The 16,297-nt window shown below is 68.2% G+C and carries 14 protein-coding genes; 7 read left to right on the forward strand and 7 right to left on the reverse strand.

Annotated features, from left to right (window positions below):
* The first annotated feature begins 16 nt into the window (after nucleotides 1–16).
* From D7325_RS10445 to D7325_RS10455, 3 genes are read left to right on the forward strand one after another with little or no spacing between them, the layout of a single operon-like run.
* Entirely contained in the window at nucleotides 17–1,933 is a 1,917-nt protein-coding gene (locus tag D7325_RS10445; protein WP_120995498.1) for an HAD-IIIC family phosphatase, read from the forward strand.
* A complete protein-coding gene (locus tag D7325_RS10450; protein ID WP_120995499.1) occupies nucleotides 1,930–2,178 on the forward strand; it encodes an acyl carrier protein in 249 nt (82 codons plus the stop codon). Before D7325_RS10445 ends, D7325_RS10450 begins: the two co-directional genes overlap by 4 nt.
* 4 nt (nucleotides 2,179–2,182) lie before the next feature.
* A complete protein-coding gene (locus tag D7325_RS10455) occupies nucleotides 2,183–3,262 on the forward strand; it encodes a hypothetical protein (protein WP_425452285.1) in 1,080 nt (359 codons plus the stop codon).
* A gap of 16 nt (nucleotides 3,263–3,278) precedes the next feature.
* Here the strand turns inward: D7325_RS10455 and D7325_RS10460 are convergent, their stop codons facing one another.
* The gene (locus D7325_RS10460) at nucleotides 3,279–4,964 is read right to left on the reverse strand and encodes an AMP-binding protein (RefSeq protein WP_120995500.1); all 1,686 of its coding nucleotides are present in this window, start codon (nucleotides 4,962–4,964) and stop codon (nucleotides 3,279–3,281) included.
* A gap of 214 nt (nucleotides 4,965–5,178) precedes the next feature.
* Here D7325_RS10460 and D7325_RS10465 point away from each other — a divergent pair, with 214 nt between their 5' ends.
* A complete protein-coding gene (locus D7325_RS10465; RefSeq protein ID WP_120995501.1) occupies nucleotides 5,179–5,862 on the forward strand; it encodes a DUF1294 domain-containing protein in 684 nt (227 codons plus the stop codon).
* A gap of 12 nt (nucleotides 5,863–5,874) precedes the next feature.
* On the opposite strand, the gene D7325_RS10470 is transcribed toward D7325_RS10465, so the two are convergent.
* From D7325_RS10470 to nirB, 4 genes are all read right to left on the reverse strand, one after another.
* Nucleotides 5,875–7,596 (reverse strand): bifunctional protein-serine/threonine kinase/phosphatase, encoded by a 1,722-nt coding sequence (locus tag D7325_RS10470; RefSeq protein WP_120995502.1) that lies wholly within the window; start codon nucleotides 7,594–7,596, stop codon nucleotides 5,875–5,877.
* 56 nt (nucleotides 7,597–7,652) lie between these two features.
* On the reverse strand, nucleotides 7,653–8,465 hold the full coding sequence (locus D7325_RS10475; RefSeq protein WP_120995503.1) for a formate/nitrite transporter family protein: 813 nt from the start codon (nucleotides 8,463–8,465) through the stop codon (nucleotides 7,653–7,655).
* Between the two features lie 272 nt (nucleotides 8,466–8,737).
* Nucleotides 8,738–9,112, reverse strand: coding sequence for a nitrite reductase small subunit NirD (gene nirD, locus D7325_RS10480; RefSeq protein WP_120995504.1), 375 nt, complete (start codon nucleotides 9,110–9,112; stop codon nucleotides 8,738–8,740).
* Entirely contained in the window at nucleotides 9,112–11,682 is a 2,571-nt protein-coding gene (nirB, locus tag D7325_RS10485; RefSeq protein WP_120995505.1) for a nitrite reductase large subunit NirB, read from the reverse strand. The genes nirD and nirB overlap by 1 nt, the downstream gene beginning before the upstream one ends.
* A gap of 506 nt (nucleotides 11,683–12,188) precedes the next feature.
* On the opposite strand from nirB, the gene D7325_RS10490 reads away from it, so the two are divergent.
* The 3 genes from D7325_RS10490 to D7325_RS10500 are packed head-to-tail and all read left to right on the forward strand — an operon-like array spanning nucleotide 12,189 to nucleotide 15,123.
* On the forward strand, nucleotides 12,189–13,037 hold the full coding sequence (locus D7325_RS10490; protein ID WP_120995506.1) for a TlpA disulfide reductase family protein: 849 nt from the start codon (nucleotides 12,189–12,191) through the stop codon (nucleotides 13,035–13,037).
* A 50-nt stretch (nucleotides 13,038–13,087) separates the two neighbouring features.
* Nucleotides 13,088–14,056 (forward strand): alpha/beta hydrolase, encoded by a 969-nt coding sequence (locus D7325_RS10495; protein ID WP_120995507.1) that lies wholly within the window; start codon nucleotides 13,088–13,090, stop codon nucleotides 14,054–14,056.
* 29 nt (nucleotides 14,057–14,085) lie between these two features.
* Nucleotides 14,086–15,123, forward strand: coding sequence for an NADP-dependent oxidoreductase (locus D7325_RS10500; RefSeq protein WP_120995508.1), 1,038 nt, complete (start codon nucleotides 14,086–14,088; stop codon nucleotides 15,121–15,123).
* Between the two features lie 10 nt (nucleotides 15,124–15,133).
* Here the strand turns inward: D7325_RS10500 and D7325_RS10505 are convergent, their stop codons facing one another.
* Nucleotides 15,134–15,322, reverse strand: a complete 189-nt coding sequence (locus tag D7325_RS10505; protein WP_120995509.1) for a hypothetical protein — start codon at nucleotides 15,320–15,322, stop codon at nucleotides 15,134–15,136.
* 148 nt (nucleotides 15,323–15,470) lie between these two features.
* Nucleotides 15,471–16,286, reverse strand: a complete 816-nt coding sequence (locus D7325_RS10510) for a substrate-binding periplasmic protein (protein WP_120995510.1) — start codon at nucleotides 16,284–16,286, stop codon at nucleotides 15,471–15,473.
* Nucleotides 16,287–16,297 lie beyond the last annotated feature (11 nt).

Raw genomic sequence — 16,297 nt, forward strand, 5'->3', positions numbered from 1 at the left:
CGACAAGGAGCACGCGATGGAACAGCTACTCTGGCTCCCGCCCCACCCAGGCCTCGGCGAGGCGTTGAGTGACGCCAAGCGGATCACCGACCCGGCCGAGCGACTGGCTCGCGCGCTGACCCTGTCAGGCTATCGCCGCGACTTCACCCAGACCGCCCGCATCGACCGACTCGCGACCGAAGGACAGGGTGAACCCGCTCAGACTGCCACGCTGGGCCTGACGAGCCTGCGGGTGGCGGTGCTTTCCTCGCATACGGTCGATCACCTGCTGCCCGCCGTACGGGTGGCCGGTCTCGGGCGACGGCTGGCGCTGTCGCTCTACGTCGCACCTTACGGGCTGTATCGGCAGGCGTTGCTGAGCGACGACCGCGCGCTGGCCGACTTCGCGCCGCAGGTGGTCGTGCTGGCGCTGGACGCCCGCGACGCACCGCTGCAACTGCCGCTCGATGCCAGCGAGGCCGAGGTGGTCGCCGCCATCGACGACCGCGTCGGGGAGCTGCGCCAGCTGTGGCGTCGGGCCCGCGAGCGCCATGCCGCGCAGATCATCCAGCAGACGCTGGTGCCGGTCGATCCGCCGCTGTTCGGCTCCTTCGAGGCCCATGTGCCCGCCTCGCCCTTTGCCCTGACTCAGCGACTGAACGACGCTATCCGCCAGGCCGCGGCCGCAGACGGGGTGCTGCTGCTGGACCTGGCCTGGCACGCCGCCCAAGGCAGTTATGGCGCGGGGCTCGCCGACCCGGTGCGCTGGCACCAGGCCAAGCAGCTGGTCAGCCCGGAGCTGGCGCCGCTGTACGGCGACCACCTGGCGCGGATCCTCGCGGCCGGGGTCGGGCTGTCGCGCAAGTGCCTGGTGCTCGACCTCGACAACACGCTATGGGGCGGCGTGGTGGGCGACGATGGCATCGACGGCATCAGGCTCGGCCAGGGTTCGGCGACGGGCGAGGCGTTCCTGGCGTTCCAGCACTACGCCGCCCTCCTCGCCCGCCGCGGCATCATCCTCGCGGTGTGCAGCAAGAACGACCACGCCGTCGCCGAAGCGGCATTCGGTCATCCCGAGATGGCCATCGCCCGCGCCGACATCGCCGCCTTCGTCGCCAACTGGGACGACAAGGCCGGCAACCTGCGGCGTATCGCGGCGATGCTGGACATCGGCCTGGACGCGCTGGTGTTCGTCGACGACAACCCAGCCGAGCGCGACATCGTCCGGCGCGAGCTGCCGCAGGTGGCGGTGCCCGAGCTGCCGGACGACGTCGCCGATTACCCCGCGCGGGTGGCGGCGGCCGGGTACTTCGAGGCCGTGTCCTTCACCGCCGATGACCTCGGTCGCGGCCGCAGCTACGCGGCCAACGCCGAACGCAAGGCGGCGCTCAGCCAGGCGACCGACATGGAAGGCTATCTGCGCGGCCTGGAGATGCGGCTGGAGATCAGCCGCATCGGCGAGGCCGAGCGGGCCCGCGCGACCCAGCTGATCAACAAGACCAACCAGTTCAACCTCACCACGCGCCGCTACAGCGAGGCGGAAGTCGAACGTCTCGCCAACGCCCCTGGCAGCCTCGCGCTGGCGCTGCGCCTGAAAGACAAGTTCGGCGACAACGGCCTGATCGGCGTGTTGCTGGCGCGACCCGACCCGGCGCTGGAGCCCGGCGAGGTGCTGATCGACAGCTGGCTGATGAGCTGCCGCGTGCTCGGGCGTCAGGTCGAAGACGCCGCGCTCGACGTCCTGGCCCGCGCCGCGCAGGCCGCCGGCTACCGCGCGCTGGTCGGCGAATACCGACCCACCGCACGTAACGGCATGGTGGCCGAGCACTACCCGCGCCTGGGCTTCGGGCAGCGGCCGACGCCCGCCGGCGCGACCGCGGACGCCACCTTCTGGCGCTACCGCCTGGACACCCACCAGCCCACTTCCCACTTCATCGAGGTAAAGGACGCATGACTCAGGCAGACATCATGGAACGGCTCACCGAGGTCTTTCGCGACGTGTTCGACGAGGACGAGCTGACGCTGAGCCCCGACACCACCGCCGACGACATCGACGGCTGGGACAGCCAGACCCACGTCATCCTGATCGTCGCCGCCGAGCAGCGCTTCGGCGTCAAGTTCCGCACGGCCGAGCTGGAATCGCTGCACAACGTCGGCCACTTCGCTCAATTGATAGGCGCCAAGCTCGAAGGCAGGTGATCCCATGATGCGCATGGCAGGCGTGAGTGCGGACGAGCAGGCCGCGCAAGGCGACGAAACCGGCCTCGCACGGGCAGGCTTCGCCGGGTATCTGACCGCGGTGGTCGCCGGCCTGCTGGCCGCGATGGCGGCGTTCGTGCTGGTGCTGCTGGGTCTGCGGGCCACCGGCAACCTGCCGCCGCCGGCCTTTTCCAACAGCCTGTGCGTCGACGAAAAGCTCAACTTCCTGCGCAACAACCCGATCGTGGACCCGACGCTCCTGGTGGTCGGCTCGTCGGTCGCCTGGCGGCATGTCGACGGCGATGCGCTGGTGGCCGCCGCGCCCGGCACCCGCCCCATGAACGGCGCCTTCTGCGGTCTGCATGTCGACCAGACCGCCTATGTCACCGAGTGGCTGCTCGACCGCCAGCCGACCGTGCGGCAGGTGGTCATGGTGGTCGATCCGCTGGATCTCGCCGGCTGCTGGCGTGAGCGCGACGCGGTGTTCGATCGTGATGACGCCGATCGCTACGTCTATCAGGACGCCTCGCCGTGGCTGTACTACCTGCGCTACTTCGCGCCCATCTCGCTCACCCGCAACGCGCTCAAGGTCAGCGATCAGCGCGCCGGGCTGATCGAATGGGACCCGCTGGTGTTCAACCGTCACGGCGACGGCCCGCTGGTCAGCGACAACGACCGCGGGCTGTTCTACGGCACGCCCGAACCGCTGGATGGCGCCTGCTTCGCCGCGCTCGCCGACATGGCCGACACGCTGGACCGCGAAGGCCGGCAGCTCACGGTCGTCTCGACGCCGCTGCACCCGGAATGGAAGACGCTCGTCGACCCCGACGGCAGCTTCATCGCCGACTATGACGCGCGCATCCTGCAGGCCCTCGGCGGGACGACGGCGCGCTACTGGAACGCCGACCAGCAATGGCAGGCGCCGAAAACCGCGTTCATCGACGCCATCCACTTGCGCTGGTCCGCCGCGCAGGCCTTCTCCGCCGCGCTCGCCCGCCAGCTCGGTCTCGGCGAACCCACCGAGGCGGTCTCCGGCGGCGCCGTGCTGACCAGCGAGGCCGGCCTGGCGACGCCCATTCGCTGAGCGCCGCGCCGGTGCGTCAGGCGCTGGCGCCCTCCTCGCACAGTTCCGCCGCGCTGATTTCGCGCATGCGGAATTTCTGCACCTTGCCGCTGATGGTCATCGGGAATTCGTCGACGAACTTGAAATGCCGCGGCACCTTGAAGTGCGCGATCTTGCCGGCGCAGTAGTCGCGCAGCTGCGCCTCGTCGCACGGATGGCCGGGATGGCACTTGACCCAGGCGACGATCTCTTCGCCGTACTTGCTGCACGGAATGCCGATGACCTGCACATCCGCGACGCACGGGTGGGCATAAAGAAATTCCTCGATCTCGCGCGGATAGATGTTCTCCCCGCCGCGAATGATCATGTCCTTGTTGCGCCCGACGATCTTCACGTAGCCCTCGTCATCCATCACGGCGAGGTCGCCGGTGTGCATCCAGCGCGCGCGGTCGATCGCCTGGGCCGTCGCTTCCGGGTTGTTCCAGTAGCCGAGCATCACGCTGTAGCCGCGCGTGCAGAGTTCGCCGATCTGCCCGCGCGGCACGATGCGGCCCTGCTCGTCGACGATCTTGCTCTCGAGCTGCGGCTGGGTACGGCCGACGCTGGTCACGCGGCGCTCGAGGTCGTCGTCCGGGCCGGTCTGGGTCGAGACGGGGCTGGTCTCGGTCATGCCGTAGGCGATCTGCACCTCGCTCATGTGCATCTCGGCGATGACGCGCTTCATCACTTCGATCGGGCAGATCGAGCCGGCCATGATGCCGGTGCGCAGCGAGGTCAGGTCCAGCTCCGTGCGCTCGGGCTGATCGAGCATGGCGATGAACATGGTCGGAACACCGTACAGCGCGGTGGCGCGCTCTTCGGCGACCGCATGCAGGGTCGCCAGCGGCTCGAAGGCGGCGCCCGGGTAGATCATGGTGGCGCCGTGGGTCAGGCAGCCGAGGTTGCCCATCACCATGCCGAAGCAGTGGTAGAGGGGCACCGGGATCACCAGCCGGTCGGTCTCCGTCAGGCCCATGCTTTCGCCGACCATGTAGCCGTTGTTGAGGATGTTGTAGTGGCTGAGCGTGGCCCCCTTGGGAAAGCCCGTGGTGCCGGAGGTGTACTGGATGTTGATCGGCTCGTCGAACTGCAGCGCCGCGCTGCATGCCTGGAGCTGTTCGGACGAGACGGCCTCGCCCCGCGCCAGCAGCGCTGTCCAGCCCAGCATGCCCGGCGCCGGCTGCTCGCCCAGGCTGATGACGCCACGCAGCTCCGGCAAGGCCGCGCTGTGCAGCTCGCCGGGCTCGCTCGCGGGCAGTTCCGGCAGCAGCTCGGCCAGCATGGCGTGGTAATCGGACGTCTTGAACGCATCGGCGCAGATCAGCCAGCGGCAGCCGGATTGCTTGAGTGCGTATTCCAGTTCCGACAGCCGATACGCCGGGTTGACGTTCACCAGGATCACCCCGACCTTGGCGCTGGCGAACTGGGCGATGCACCACTCGGCGCGGTTCGGCGCCCAGATGCCGAGCCGCTCGCCCGGCTGCATGCCGATGGCCAGCAGGGCACGGGCGCAGCGATCGACCTGTTCGGCGAGCTGCGCCCAGCTGTAGCGAAGGTCCTGATGGCGCACCACCAGCGCCTCGCGGTCGGCGAAACGGGCAACGGTGCGATCGAAGGCTTCGCCGATGGTCATCGCCAGCAGGGGCTTGTCTTGCGGTCCGCAGGTATAGCTCGGTCGGCTCATGGGGTCCTCTGTCTTGGGCTTGTTCTGAGGGTCGGCACGGCGGGAGGCAGCGTGCTTTACGTTAACGTAAGGAGGGTAGCAGCGTCGGCGCCCATTGCCAGGCCACGCCCTTTGCCGAACGGCCGTCAGGATGCCAGGCAGTGCCGCCTGCACCGACTTCGCGACGTGCCCGGCCGCCGCTAGAATGCGCACCCTTCCCTCCCGGTGGCGCGACATGGAACAACGCGGACAGCTCAGAACCTGGCACGACGACAAGGGCTTCGGCTTCATCCGGCCCGAGCGCGGCGGCCACGACGTCTTCGCGCATATCTCAGCGATGCGTGGCGACCGTCGACCCAGCGCTGGCGATGCCGTGCTCTACCTGGCCGGCAAGGACGACAAGGGCCGGCTGCGCGCCACGCATGTCAGGCTCGACGCGCCAATGACGCTCGATCAACCCGCCATCCGACGTAAAACCAGACCGGCCCAGGCCGCAGCGTCCAAGCCAGCGGCCGCACGGCCCAAGCCGCGCACCGCGGCCATGCGGACCCGCCACCGCGGGCTGCCGCTCGGCGGCGCGGTTCTGTTGCTGCTGCTTCTAGTGCTGCCCATCGCAGGTAGTTGGCGCGCTGTTGACAGCGGCATGCCCTGGCCGCTGATCGCCTACGGCGTGGCCAGCATGCTGGCGCTCCTGCTGTACGGCCACGACAAGCGCTGCGCCGAACGCAACCGATGGCGTGTACCGGAAAGCCAGCTGCATCTGGTCGAGCTGTGCGGTGGGTGGCCCGGTGGGCTGGTCGCGCAGTGGCTGTACCGCCACAAGACGCGAAAGATTTCTTACCAGGCCACCTTCTGGCTCATCGCCATAGCCCACCAGGCAGCCTGGGCGTATCACCTGTTCGTCCAACCGCTGTTCTGACGCAAGCCCGACCTAGCGCAGCAGCAACACCACCACGACGACCGCCAGCACCAGCGACACCCCGCGCCAGAAGGCGGCCGGATTGCGCTCCATCAGCGGTGGGCGCGTCCGGTCGAGGAAGGTCTGGCTCGGGTGCCGCAGGTCGTAAACGAATTCGGACAAATCGACCTGGCGCTTGTTGGGGTCGGGCTGCAACGCCTTTTGCAGCACGTCGTCGATCCAGGCGGGAATGGCGCGATCGGCATCGCGCAGCGGGCGATAGTGCAGGCGCGCCTGCTGCGCACGGGTCCGCGCCCTGGCCACGTCGGCGCCATACGGCAGGCTGCCGCAGAGCATCTGGTAGGTGATGACGGCCAGCGAGAAGAGGTCCGAGCGGGGCGTTCCGCGCTCGCCCAGAAAGTACTCCGGCGCGGTGTACTGGGCGGTACCGAGGATGTCCTCGCCAAGCGGCTGCGGGCCGATTTCCATCAGCCCGGCCACACGCGCCGAGCCGAAGTCGATGATCTTCACCGTTCCCGTCCCATCGATCATGACGTTGTTCGGGCGCAGGTCCTGGTGGAGCATTTCCAGCCGGTGGAACGCGCGCAGCCCGCGGGCGATCTGTTCGACGATGCCACGGACCGTCTCCAGCTCCGGGTGCGGATGGTCGATCATCCACTGGGCCAGGGTCTGCCCTTCCACCCATTCGGTGACGGTGTAGAGGTAGTGCCGCCGGCGCGACGCCATGCACGGCCTGAGCACATGCGGGCTGTCGATGCGCCGCGCGATCCATTCCTCGGTCAGGAAGCGCTCCAGGTAGGTGCGATCGTGCTGGAGGTCCAGCGATGGCGTCTTCAGCACCACCGTCTGCCCGGTGTCGTCATCGCGCGCGAGGTAGACATGGCTGCGGCTGCTGCTATGCAAGCCGCGCACGATCGTATAGCCGTCGAACCGGGCGCGCGGTTCGAGCATCGGAGGCAACGGCAGCTCGGTGAGTTGCTGGATCAGCTCACCGGCGCCCTGCTCCGGCAGATCGTCGATGCGCAGCACCTGCACGGTGAGGTTGTCGTCGCTGCCGTTGGCGTACGCCTGTTCGACGAGCGCGCGCGCGGCGCTGTCCAGGTCATGCGCGTGTGCGGCGATCAGCTCGGCCATCGTCCGCGCTTCGAGGAATTCGTAGACGCCATCGGTCGCCAGCACGAACGCATCGCCGCGCTCGAGCGGCACACACTGGTAGTCGATCTCCAGGTGCGGATTGATGCCGAGCGCACGACCGAGGTAACTGGTGTCCTGGGCGACCCAAACGCGATGGTCCTGCGTGAGCTGTTCGAGCGCGCCAGCGCGCAACCGGTAGATGCGCGCATCGCCGACATGAAAGAGGTGCGCCGTGGTCGACTTGAGCACCAGCGCGCTGAAGGTGCAGACATAGCCCCGCTCGCGGTCGTAGCGGTACTGGCTCTGACGCGTCTGCGCGTGCAGCCAGGCGTTGGTCGCCACCAGCACGCGCTGGGCGGACTTCTTCACCGACCAGGTTTCAGAGGTCGAGAAATAGTCCTGCAGGAAGCCACCCACGCTCGCCTGGCTGGCGATATGGCTGACGTTGCTGCTGCTGATCCCGTCGGCGAGGGCGACGGCGATGCCCTTCGCGCTGAGCTGCGGCTCCCGCGGGGTCAGCGCACCGTGGAAATCCTGGTTGAGCGCTTTGCGCCCCTTGTCCGAATGCTGGCCGAGGCTGATGGCGAGTTGGCTGGGCATGGGTGGGTGCGCGCGAGCCCCCGGTCGCTGGCGCGCCGGGGGCTGGGCGGTCTCCGTCAGTTGAAGGAGCGCTTCGGCGCGGTGCGCACGTGGGTGGTGTAGAGCGTCAGCCCGGTGAAGGCCAGGCCGCCGACCAGGTTGCCGAGCGCCGTGGGGATTTCATTCCAGAGCATGTAATCCATGACCGAGAAATTGCCGCCCATGATCATCGCCGAGGGGAACAGGAACATGTTCACCACCGAATGCTCGAAGCCCATGTAGAAGAACAGCATCACCGGCATCCACATGGCGATGGTCTTGCCGCCGACGGTGGTGGAGATCATCGCGCCGACCACGCCCATCGAAACCATCCAGTTGCAGAGCATGCCGCGCAGGAAGATGGTCAGCCAGCCGGCCAGGCCGTACTCGGCGTAGCCCAGCGTGCGCGCCTCGCCGATGTGCGAGATCTTCTCGCCGAGCACGCCCGGATCGGTGGAAAACCCGGTGGTGAAGACGAACGCCATCATGAACGCCACGGTCAGCGCGCCGGCGAAGTTGCCGACGAACACCATGGCGAAGGTCCGCAGCACGCCGGCCGGGGTGACGCCGGGACGCCGGTCGAGCAGCGCCAGCGGCGCCAGGACGAAGACCCCGGTCAGCAGGTCGAAGCCCATCAGGTAGAGCATCACGAAGCCGACCGGGAACAGCACCGCGCCGAGCAACGGCGAGCCGGTCTGCACCGAGATGGCGATGGCGAACACCGCGGCCAGTGCGAGGATGGCGCCGGCCATGTAGGCGCGGATCAGGGTGTCGCGGGTCGACATGAAGATCTTCGATTCGCCGGCATCCACCATCTTGGTGACGAATTCCGCTGGGATCAGGTAGGACATTTCCATTTCTCTGTATGGGCGATCAAGGACCCGACCGGTTGGGCCGGTCAGGCGTATTTGTCTCGTGCGGGTGCGGAGCTGGCGGAGCGTGCGGGTGCGCCAGGCAACACAGCCTGCCAACCCGGCAGGGTGGGCTTCGGCCCACCGGTAACGATGGTGATGCCTGGTGGGCTGAAGCCCACCCTACAAGCGGGCTCGTCTGGCTTTCGGGCATTGGCGTCGCGGCAATCGCCAGCACGCTGGCGGCTGGACCGGGCCGCCTAACGCCCTGCTCAGTGGGCAATCTCCACCGCGTCGCCGTTGAGCCGCGCCGGCCAGACGCGCAGGCGCTGCTCGGGGTACTCCAGGCAGGTGCCGTCAGCCAGCCGGAAGTGCTGCTTGTACAGCGGCGAGGCGATCACCAGGTCGCCCTTGAGTTGCCCGACGATGCCGCGGCCGATGACGTTGGCGCCTGACTTCGGGTCCTTGTTGGCGATGGCGAACACCTGATCGCCGGTCTCGGTATCGGGCAGGTGGAACAGCGCCACCTGCTCGCCGTCTAGCCAGGCCACCACGCCGGAATGAGCGACCAGGTCCTGGCGGCTGCACAGGGCGCGCCAGGTTACGGTTTCGAGGGGTTGCACACGAAGGGTGTTGGACTGGCTCATCAGAGGGCCTCCTCGGCTACGGGAATCAGGTGAAGTTCGGAGGCGCGTACCGGCCGACGCTGGCCGCGCTCCTTGACGAAATGAACATCCGGGTCACCGCGCTCGTCGTTGACGAAGGTGCGGAAGCGCTTGAGCTTTTCCGGGTCCTTGAGGGCGTTGGCCCACTCGCATTCGTAACGGTCGACGACCAGCTGCATCTGGGCTTCGAGCTCGGCGCCAAGGCCCAGGCTGTCGTGGACGATCACGTCCTTGAGGTAGTCCAGCCCGCCTTCGAGCGACTCGCGCCAGACCGAGGTGCGCTGCAACTTGTCGGCGGTGCGCACGTAGAACATCAGGAAGCGGTCGATGGTGCGCACCAGCGTCTCGTCATCGAGGTCGGTGGCCAGCAGCTCGGCGTGGCGCGGGCGCATGCCGCCGTTGCCGGCCACGTAGAGGTTCCAGCCCTTGTCGGTGGCGATCACGCCGATGTCCTTGCTCTGCGCCTCGGCGCATTCGCGGGTGCAGCCGGAGACGCCGAACTTAATCTTGTGCGGCGAGCGCAGGCCCTTGTAGCGGTCTTCCAGGCGCAGCGCCATGCCGACGCTGTCCTGCACGCCATAGCGGCACCAGGTGCTGCCGACGCAGGACTTCACCGTGCGCAGGCTCTTGCCGTAGGCATGGCCCGTCTCGAAGCCGGCGTCGATCAGCTCGCCCCAGATGTCCGGCAGCTCATGCAGCTGGGCCCCGAACAGGTCGATGCGCTGGCCGCCGGTGATCTTGGTGTAGAGGTCGTATTTCTTCGCCACCTGGCCGAGCACGATCAGCTTGTCCGGGGTGATTTCCCCACCGGCGATGCGCGGCACGATGGAGTAGGTGCCGTTCTTCTGCATGTTCGCCATGAAGGTGTCGTTGGTGTCCTGCAGCGGGATCAGCAGCGGGTCGGTGATCGGCTTGTTCCAGCAGGAGGCGAGGATCGAGCCCACCGCCGGCTTGCAGATATCGCAGCCGACATGCCCGCGGCCGTGCTTGGCGAGCAGCGCCTCGAAGGTCTGGATGCCCTCGACGCGGACGATGCCGTACAGCTCCTGGCGGGTGTAGGCGAAGTGTTCGCAGAGGCTCTTGTCGACGGCCACGCCCCGCGCCGCCAGTTCGTGTTCGAAGACCTGCTTGAGCAGCGCCGAGCAGCCGCCGCAGCCGGTGCCGGCCTTGGTCGCGGCCTTCAGCTCGCCGAGGTCGGTCACACCCGCGTCGATCTGGCAGCACACCGCGCCCTTGCTGACGTTGTGGCAGGAGCAGATGGTCGCCGTGTCGGGCAGCGCATCGGCACCCAGCGCCGGGGCGCCCTCGCCCGCCGGCAGGATCAGCCCCGACGGCTCGGCCGGCAGCTTGATGCCGTTCTGCGCGTATTGCAGCAGGGTGTCGTAGTAGCTGTTGTCGCCGACCAGCACGGCGCCGATCACGGTCTTGCCGTCCGGCGAGACCACCAGCCGGCGGTAGCTCGCGGTGGCCTCGTCGATGAAGCGATAGCTCTTGCTGCCGGGCGTGGCACCGTGGGCGTCGCCGATCGAGCCGACATCCACACCGAGCAGCTTGAGCTTCGTCGACATGTCGGCACCAGTGAACGGCGTGTGCGCCTCGCCGGCCAGCTGCGCGGCGACCGTGCGGGCCATGGTGTAGCCCGGCGCGACCAGGCCGAACACGCTGCCGTTCCAGGCCGCGCATTCGCCGATGGCGAAGATCGCCGGGTCCGAGGTGCGGCAGTCGTTGTCGACCACCACGCCGCCGCGGGCGCCGACGTCCAGCCCGCAGCGGCGGGCGAGCGCGTCCTGCGGGCGGATGCCGGCGGAGAAGACGATCAGATCGGTCTCGAGGAAGTCGCCGTCCTGGAAAGCCATCCGGTAGGCGTATTCCTCGCCGACGATGATCTCCTGGGTGGCGCGCGACAGGTGCACGCCGACGCCCAGCGCCTCGATGCGCGCCTTCAGCGCCGCGCCGCCCTGCTCGTCGAGCTGCACCGGCATCAGCCGTGGGGCGAACTCGACCACGTGGGCTTCGAGGCCCAGCGACTTGAGCGCGTTGGCCGCTTCCAGCCCGAGCAGTCCACCGCCGACCACCACGCCGCGACGGGCGCCGGCCGCGGCGGCGCGGATGCCATCGAGATCATCCAGGGTGCGGTAGACCAGCCGCGCATTGCCTTCGGCGCCGGCGATCGGCGGCACGAAGGGATAGGAGCCGGTCGCCAGGATCAGCCGGTCGTAGGGTTGGCGGCCCGCGGTGGTGATCACTTCGCGGCGGTCGCGATCGATGTCGATCACCTGCACGCCAAGGTGCGCCTGCACGCCGTGGCGGGCGTAGTAGTCGGCCTCGCACAGGGCGAGCGACTCGGCGTCGCGGCCACCGAAGTATTCGGAGAGGTGCACACGGTCGTAGGCGCGCTGGCGCTCTTCGCCGTAGACGTGAATCTCGTGCAGCCCCAGGGTGCCACGCCCGAGCAGGCGCTCGACCAGCTGCTCGACGCAGTGATGGCCGACCATGCCGTTGCCGACGATGACCAATCGTTCGCTCTTGATCGGGGTGACGATGGAGTTCATGCCTGTACCTCTGTGCAAACGGCCGTGCGGTTGTCTGCCGGCCAAAAAAAAGGCGCCCGGAGCCATCGAGTGGCTCCAGGCGCCTTTGCCTGGTGTTCGTGTCGCGGCCGTGCAGTCGGCATCGCGTTCGTCCTGTCGTGATCGCCGTTGACCACAGGGACGCCAGGGCTTTTGCAGGCGGCGTGCCAACACGCTCGATCAGCGCGATCAAAACGGGTCGCATGCCGCAAAGCCGCGTGTCAGCTGGGCTCCAGACCGAGCAGGGCATGCCTGCCGCACCGACTGAGTGCGCTTCGCCAAGGCCATCACGCCGGGCGCCTTCGATCCACAAAGGTGCACGCGCCGTTCGGCTGTCCCATTCTTAGGGCACGCTCGCGGGGCGACGATGTTGAACCTGCACGGCTATCGACGACTCAAGCCGCCATCACAACGCTCAGGAACGCCCTCATGCCATCACCCGAACACTCGCTGCCTCGCCACCCCGGATGCCGCCCGGCAGGTGGCTCATGCTGAGCCTGGACCTCGGCCCGCTGGCGCTGGGCGTACCGCAGGCGATCCTGCTCGGCAGCCTGTTGCTGGCCGTCGCGGTTGGCTGGTGGCTCGGCCGCGCGCAAGGCGTCAACCCGGAGGGTCGGCTGTTCGCCCTGCTCGTGGTCGCGGTGGTCATCGCCCGCCTCGTCTTCGTCCTGGCGTATGCGGAGGAATACGAGAGCGCACCCTGGCAGGTGCTGGACATTCGTGACGGCGGCTTCGTGCCCTGGCCGGGCATCCTCGCGGCGCTGGCGCTGGCCGGGTGGTGGTCGTGGCGGCGGCCGCGTCTGCGCAGACCGCTCGGCGCGGGACTGACCATCGGCCTGGCCGCCTGGGTCGGCGCGAGCTACCTCTGGCATACGAGCGAGTCGGACAACCGCCTGCCGCCGCTGGTGCTGCATGACGCGCAGGGCGTGCCTGTCGAACTGGAGGACCACCTGGGCAAACCCCTGGTAATCAACCTGTGGGCGACCTGGTGCCCGCCGTGTCGACGCGAAATGCCGGTGCTCGCCGAATTCCAGCGGCGTGCGCCCGAGGTGACCTTCCTGTTCGTCAACGAGGGCGAACCGCCGCAGACCGTCCAGGCCTACCTGGCCAAGGAAGGCCTGGCGCTGGATAACCTGCTGCTGGACGCCGATTCGCAGCTCGGCCAGGCGGTCGGCTCGCATGCCCTGCCGACCACCCTGTTCTACGACGCCGACGGCCGACGCCTGGGCGTGCACCTGGGCGAGTTTTCCCGCGCCAGCCTGGCCGCGACCCTGCTGTCGCTGGACATGCTCGAGCGCCTGCCAACCGGAGACGCCGCGATCGTGGATCGACCTTGACTTGGCGCGGTCAACGTCTGGTGCGCCATAAAGCAAGGAGTGGGTTTTCGATGCGTCGCAATGTCTACGACCGGCTATATCGCCACGTCTGGCATGGCCTATGGGCTGTCGCCCTCCTATTGGCCAGTGCCAGCCTGGCGGTAGCCTCGGCGTCAGAGCGTTCTGACGCGCAGGCGACTCGGATAGACATCCTCCGCGACCTGCCCTACGCCGGCACCGACAACCCTCGCCAGCAGCTCGACCTCTACCGGCCGCGCGACCGCTCCGAAGCGGCGCTGCCGGTGCTGATCTACCTGCATGGCGGCGCCTGGTGGCAGGGCAACAAGGGCGCCGGCGCCGCCCACTTGCCGCGCTTCGTCGCCAGCGGAGATTTCGCCGGCGTGTCGGTCGGGTACCGACTCACCGACGAGGCGAGCTGGCCGGCCCAACTGCACGACGCCAAGGCGGCGGTGCGCTGGGTCAAGGCCAACGCCGATCGCTATGGGCTGGACGCGCAAAGGATCGCCGTGTGGGGCCACAGTGCCGGAGGTCACCTCGCGCTGATGCTCGGCCTGACCGGCGACGAACCGACGCTTGCCGGCAGCCTCGGACCGCATGATGCGTTCGGCACCGAGGTCCAGGCGGTGCTCAACTTCTACGGCATCGTCGCGATCCCGGCGCTGGCGGGCCAACCGGGTTACGGCACGCGCGACAGCCCCGACGGCCCGGAGGCGAGGTTGCTCGGCGCACCGGTGGTCGAGGTGCCGGCGCTCGCCAGGGCGGCCTCGCCGATCAGCTGGATCAGCGCGAACGATCCGCCGGTGCTGACCTTCCACGGCACCGAAGACGCCGCCGTGCCCTACCAGCAGGCCGTGCGACTGGACCGCGCGCTGCGCAAGGCCGGCGTGCCCAGCTACTTCATCACCGTGCCGGATGCAGGCCACGGTGATTTCCCGGACGGCGTGCTGGAACGCACCCGCCAGTTTCTCGACAAGGTACTGCTCGGTCGGGACGTGCCCTTCCCGCCCGCTCCGCTCTGACCCCAGCCCATCCCTCCGAAGGAGCCCACATGAGCCAGACAACCGACACCAACCGCAGCATCCGTCTCGCCGCGCGACCACAGGGTGCGCCCACGCCAGAGAACTTCCGGCTCGAAACCGCCCCCGTGCCGACGCCCGCCGACGGCCAGGTGCTGCTGCGCACCGTCTACCTGTCGCTCGATCCGTACATGCGCGGCCGCATGAGCGACGCCCCCTCCTACGCCGAGCCGGTCGCGGTCGATGACGTGATGTGCGGCGCGACCGTGTGCCGGGTCGCGCAGTCGCGTCATCCCGACTACCGCGAGGGCGACTGGGTGCTGGCTTACACCGGCTGGCAGGACTATGCGCTGTCGGACGGTCAGGGCTTGCAGAAGCTCGCCGACGACATGGCGCACCCCTCGCATGCGCTCGGTATCCTCGGCATGCCGGGCTTCACGGCGTACATGGGCCTGCTGGACATCGGCGCGCCACAGACGGGCGAGACGCTGGTGGTGGCCGCCGCGACCGGTCCGGTCGGCGCCACGGTCGGGCAGATCGGCAAGCTCAAGGGCTGCCGCGTGGTGGGGATCGCCGGTGGCGAGGAAAAGTGCCGTCATGCGGTCGAGACGCTCGGCTTCGACGCCTGCCTCGATCATCACCGCGACGACCTTGCCCAGGCACTGGCGCAGGCCTGCCCCCAGGGGATCGACATTTATTACGAGAACGTCGGCGGCAAGGTGTTCGATGCGGTGATGCCCTTGCTCAACGCCCGTGCACGCATCCCCGTCTGCGGCGTGATCGCGCACTACAATGCCACCTCGCTGCCCGATGGGCCGGACCGCCTGCCGATGCTCGAAGGCCTCATCCTGCGCAAGCGCCTGCGCATGCAGGGCTTCATCATCTGGAACGACTACGGGCACCGCTACGACGAGTTCTACCGCGACATGAGCGCCTGGTACGCCGAAGGCCGGATCAAGTACCGCGAGCAGATCGTCAAAGGGTTGGAAAACGCGCCGCAAGCCTTCATCGGCCTGCTCGAAGGCAAGAACTTCGGCAAGCTGGTGATCCAGGTCGGCGAGCCGGCGTGACGCCCCGCCGTCAGTCGTCGTAGTTGTGCTCGGGGCGCGTCCCGTAGTGGACGTACTCCTTGGCCTCGGTGAGCTGGTCGCAGCGCTTGACCACCTCACCGGCCTGGCGCACTTCGTAGTACGGGTCGCTCATCGACGCGTCCTGCCAGCATTCGTAGACGTAGAAGCCATTGCCGCTGGTGACGATTTTCTCGCTCATGGGAAAGTCCTTGAGGGTGCCTGCACCCGGCTGCCGACCCGCCCCGGTTCGAGGCGGATCTTCCCTCAACAGACCGGCGTGCACCGGCGCGGTTCGCAGGCATCGCCATCACATGACGCAACGCGGCGACCGGCGGCCTCGCACTGCCTCAAGAGGCCGGCTCGCCGGCCTGGCGCGCCTTCTGGCGCTCGAGGAAATCGACCTTCCACTGCTCCATGCCCAGGTACGCCGGGTCGACCTGGAGGCCGTGGCGCGTCTTGAGCTGCTCGACCGAGGCCGCGTTCTCGCTCAGGAAGCGGTTGAAGGCGGCGACCAGTTCCGGATGGCGCACGGTCGACAGGTGATAGGTCGAGCGCGTGTGCGGCAGGTCCGGATCGAACACCAGGGCACCCGGCCGGGCGCGGATGTTGTCGAGGTAATACGTCGCCACGACCACGTTGTAATAGGCGCCGTCGGTGTCCTTGAGCAATGCCTGGCGAATCATCTGTTCGATGTCCTCACCGGGCACCAGCAACGTCTGCCCGGACGACAGCGCCGCCTCGTAGCCGCGCGGCGTCCAGCCATCGACCACGGCGAGCCGCTTGAGCTGGTCGGCACCCAGGCCGAGCCGGCGTGGCGCCACCAGCACGCCGTCGACGTAGTCGGCCACCGGCAGGCTGTAGTGCAGGCTGTGGCCGGCCTTGGCGTCGCTCGCCCAGCTCGCGTTGTCGGGGTACTTCAGATCGATCTCGCCGGCCAGCAACGCCGGCAGCAGCGCCTCGGCGGGCATGGGTCGAAAGGTCAGCTCCACCCCTTCAACCGCGGCGAACAGGTCCAGCACGTCACGTGCATAGCCGTGGTAACGCCCCTGCTCGTCAACGCTGTAATGCGGAAGGAACGACGCCTGTTCGACCCCGACCACGATAGGCCGGGCGAACGCGGAAACGCTGGCGAGAAGGGACAAGGCGGCAATCAGGTACTTCATGGCTCACATCC

This window comes from Stutzerimonas urumqiensis (assembly GCF_003640395.1).
Taxonomy (GTDB): domain Bacteria; phylum Pseudomonadota; class Gammaproteobacteria; order Pseudomonadales; family Pseudomonadaceae; genus Stutzerimonas; species Stutzerimonas urumqiensis.

Excerpts from the sequence above, each read along its gene's own strand:
- nirB (WP_120995505.1), bottom strand. The coding sequence starts at position 11,682 with ATGAACTCCATCGTCACCCCGATCAAGAGCGAACGATTGGTCATCGTC.
- nirD (WP_120995504.1), bottom strand. The coding sequence starts at position 9,112 with ATGAGCCAGTCCAACACCCTTCGTGTGCAACCCCTCGAAACCGTAACC.
- D7325_RS10475 (WP_120995503.1), bottom strand. The coding sequence starts at position 8,465 with ATGTCCTACCTGATCCCAGCGGAATTCGTCACCAAGATGGTGGATGCC.
- D7325_RS10460 (WP_120995500.1), bottom strand. The coding sequence starts at position 4,964 with ATGAGCCGACCGAGCTATACCTGCGGACCGCAAGACAAGCCCCTGCTG.
- D7325_RS10465 (WP_120995501.1), top strand. The coding sequence starts at position 5,179 with ATGGAACAACGCGGACAGCTCAGAACCTGGCACGACGACAAGGGCTTC.
- D7325_RS10490 (WP_120995506.1), top strand. The coding sequence starts at position 12,189 with ATGCTGAGCCTGGACCTCGGCCCGCTGGCGCTGGGCGTACCGCAGGCG.
- D7325_RS10500 (WP_120995508.1), top strand. The coding sequence starts at position 14,086 with ATGAGCCAGACAACCGACACCAACCGCAGCATCCGTCTCGCCGCGCGA.
- D7325_RS10505 (WP_120995509.1), bottom strand. The coding sequence starts at position 15,322 with ATGAGCGAGAAAATCGTCACCAGCGGCAATGGCTTCTACGTCTACGAA.
- D7325_RS10495 (WP_120995507.1), top strand. The coding sequence starts at position 13,088 with ATGCGTCGCAATGTCTACGACCGGCTATATCGCCACGTCTGGCATGGC.
- D7325_RS10510 (WP_120995510.1), bottom strand. The coding sequence starts at position 16,286 with ATGAAGTACCTGATTGCCGCCTTGTCCCTTCTCGCCAGCGTTTCCGCG.
- D7325_RS10470 (WP_120995502.1), bottom strand. The coding sequence starts at position 7,596 with ATGCCCAGCCAACTCGCCATCAGCCTCGGCCAGCATTCGGACAAGGGG.
- D7325_RS10450 (WP_120995499.1), top strand. The coding sequence starts at position 1,930 with ATGACTCAGGCAGACATCATGGAACGGCTCACCGAGGTCTTTCGCGAC.
- D7325_RS10455 (WP_425452285.1), top strand. The coding sequence starts at position 2,183 with ATGATGCGCATGGCAGGCGTGAGTGCGGACGAGCAGGCCGCGCAAGGC.
- D7325_RS10445 (WP_120995498.1), top strand. The coding sequence starts at position 17 with ATGGAACAGCTACTCTGGCTCCCGCCCCACCCAGGCCTCGGCGAGGCG.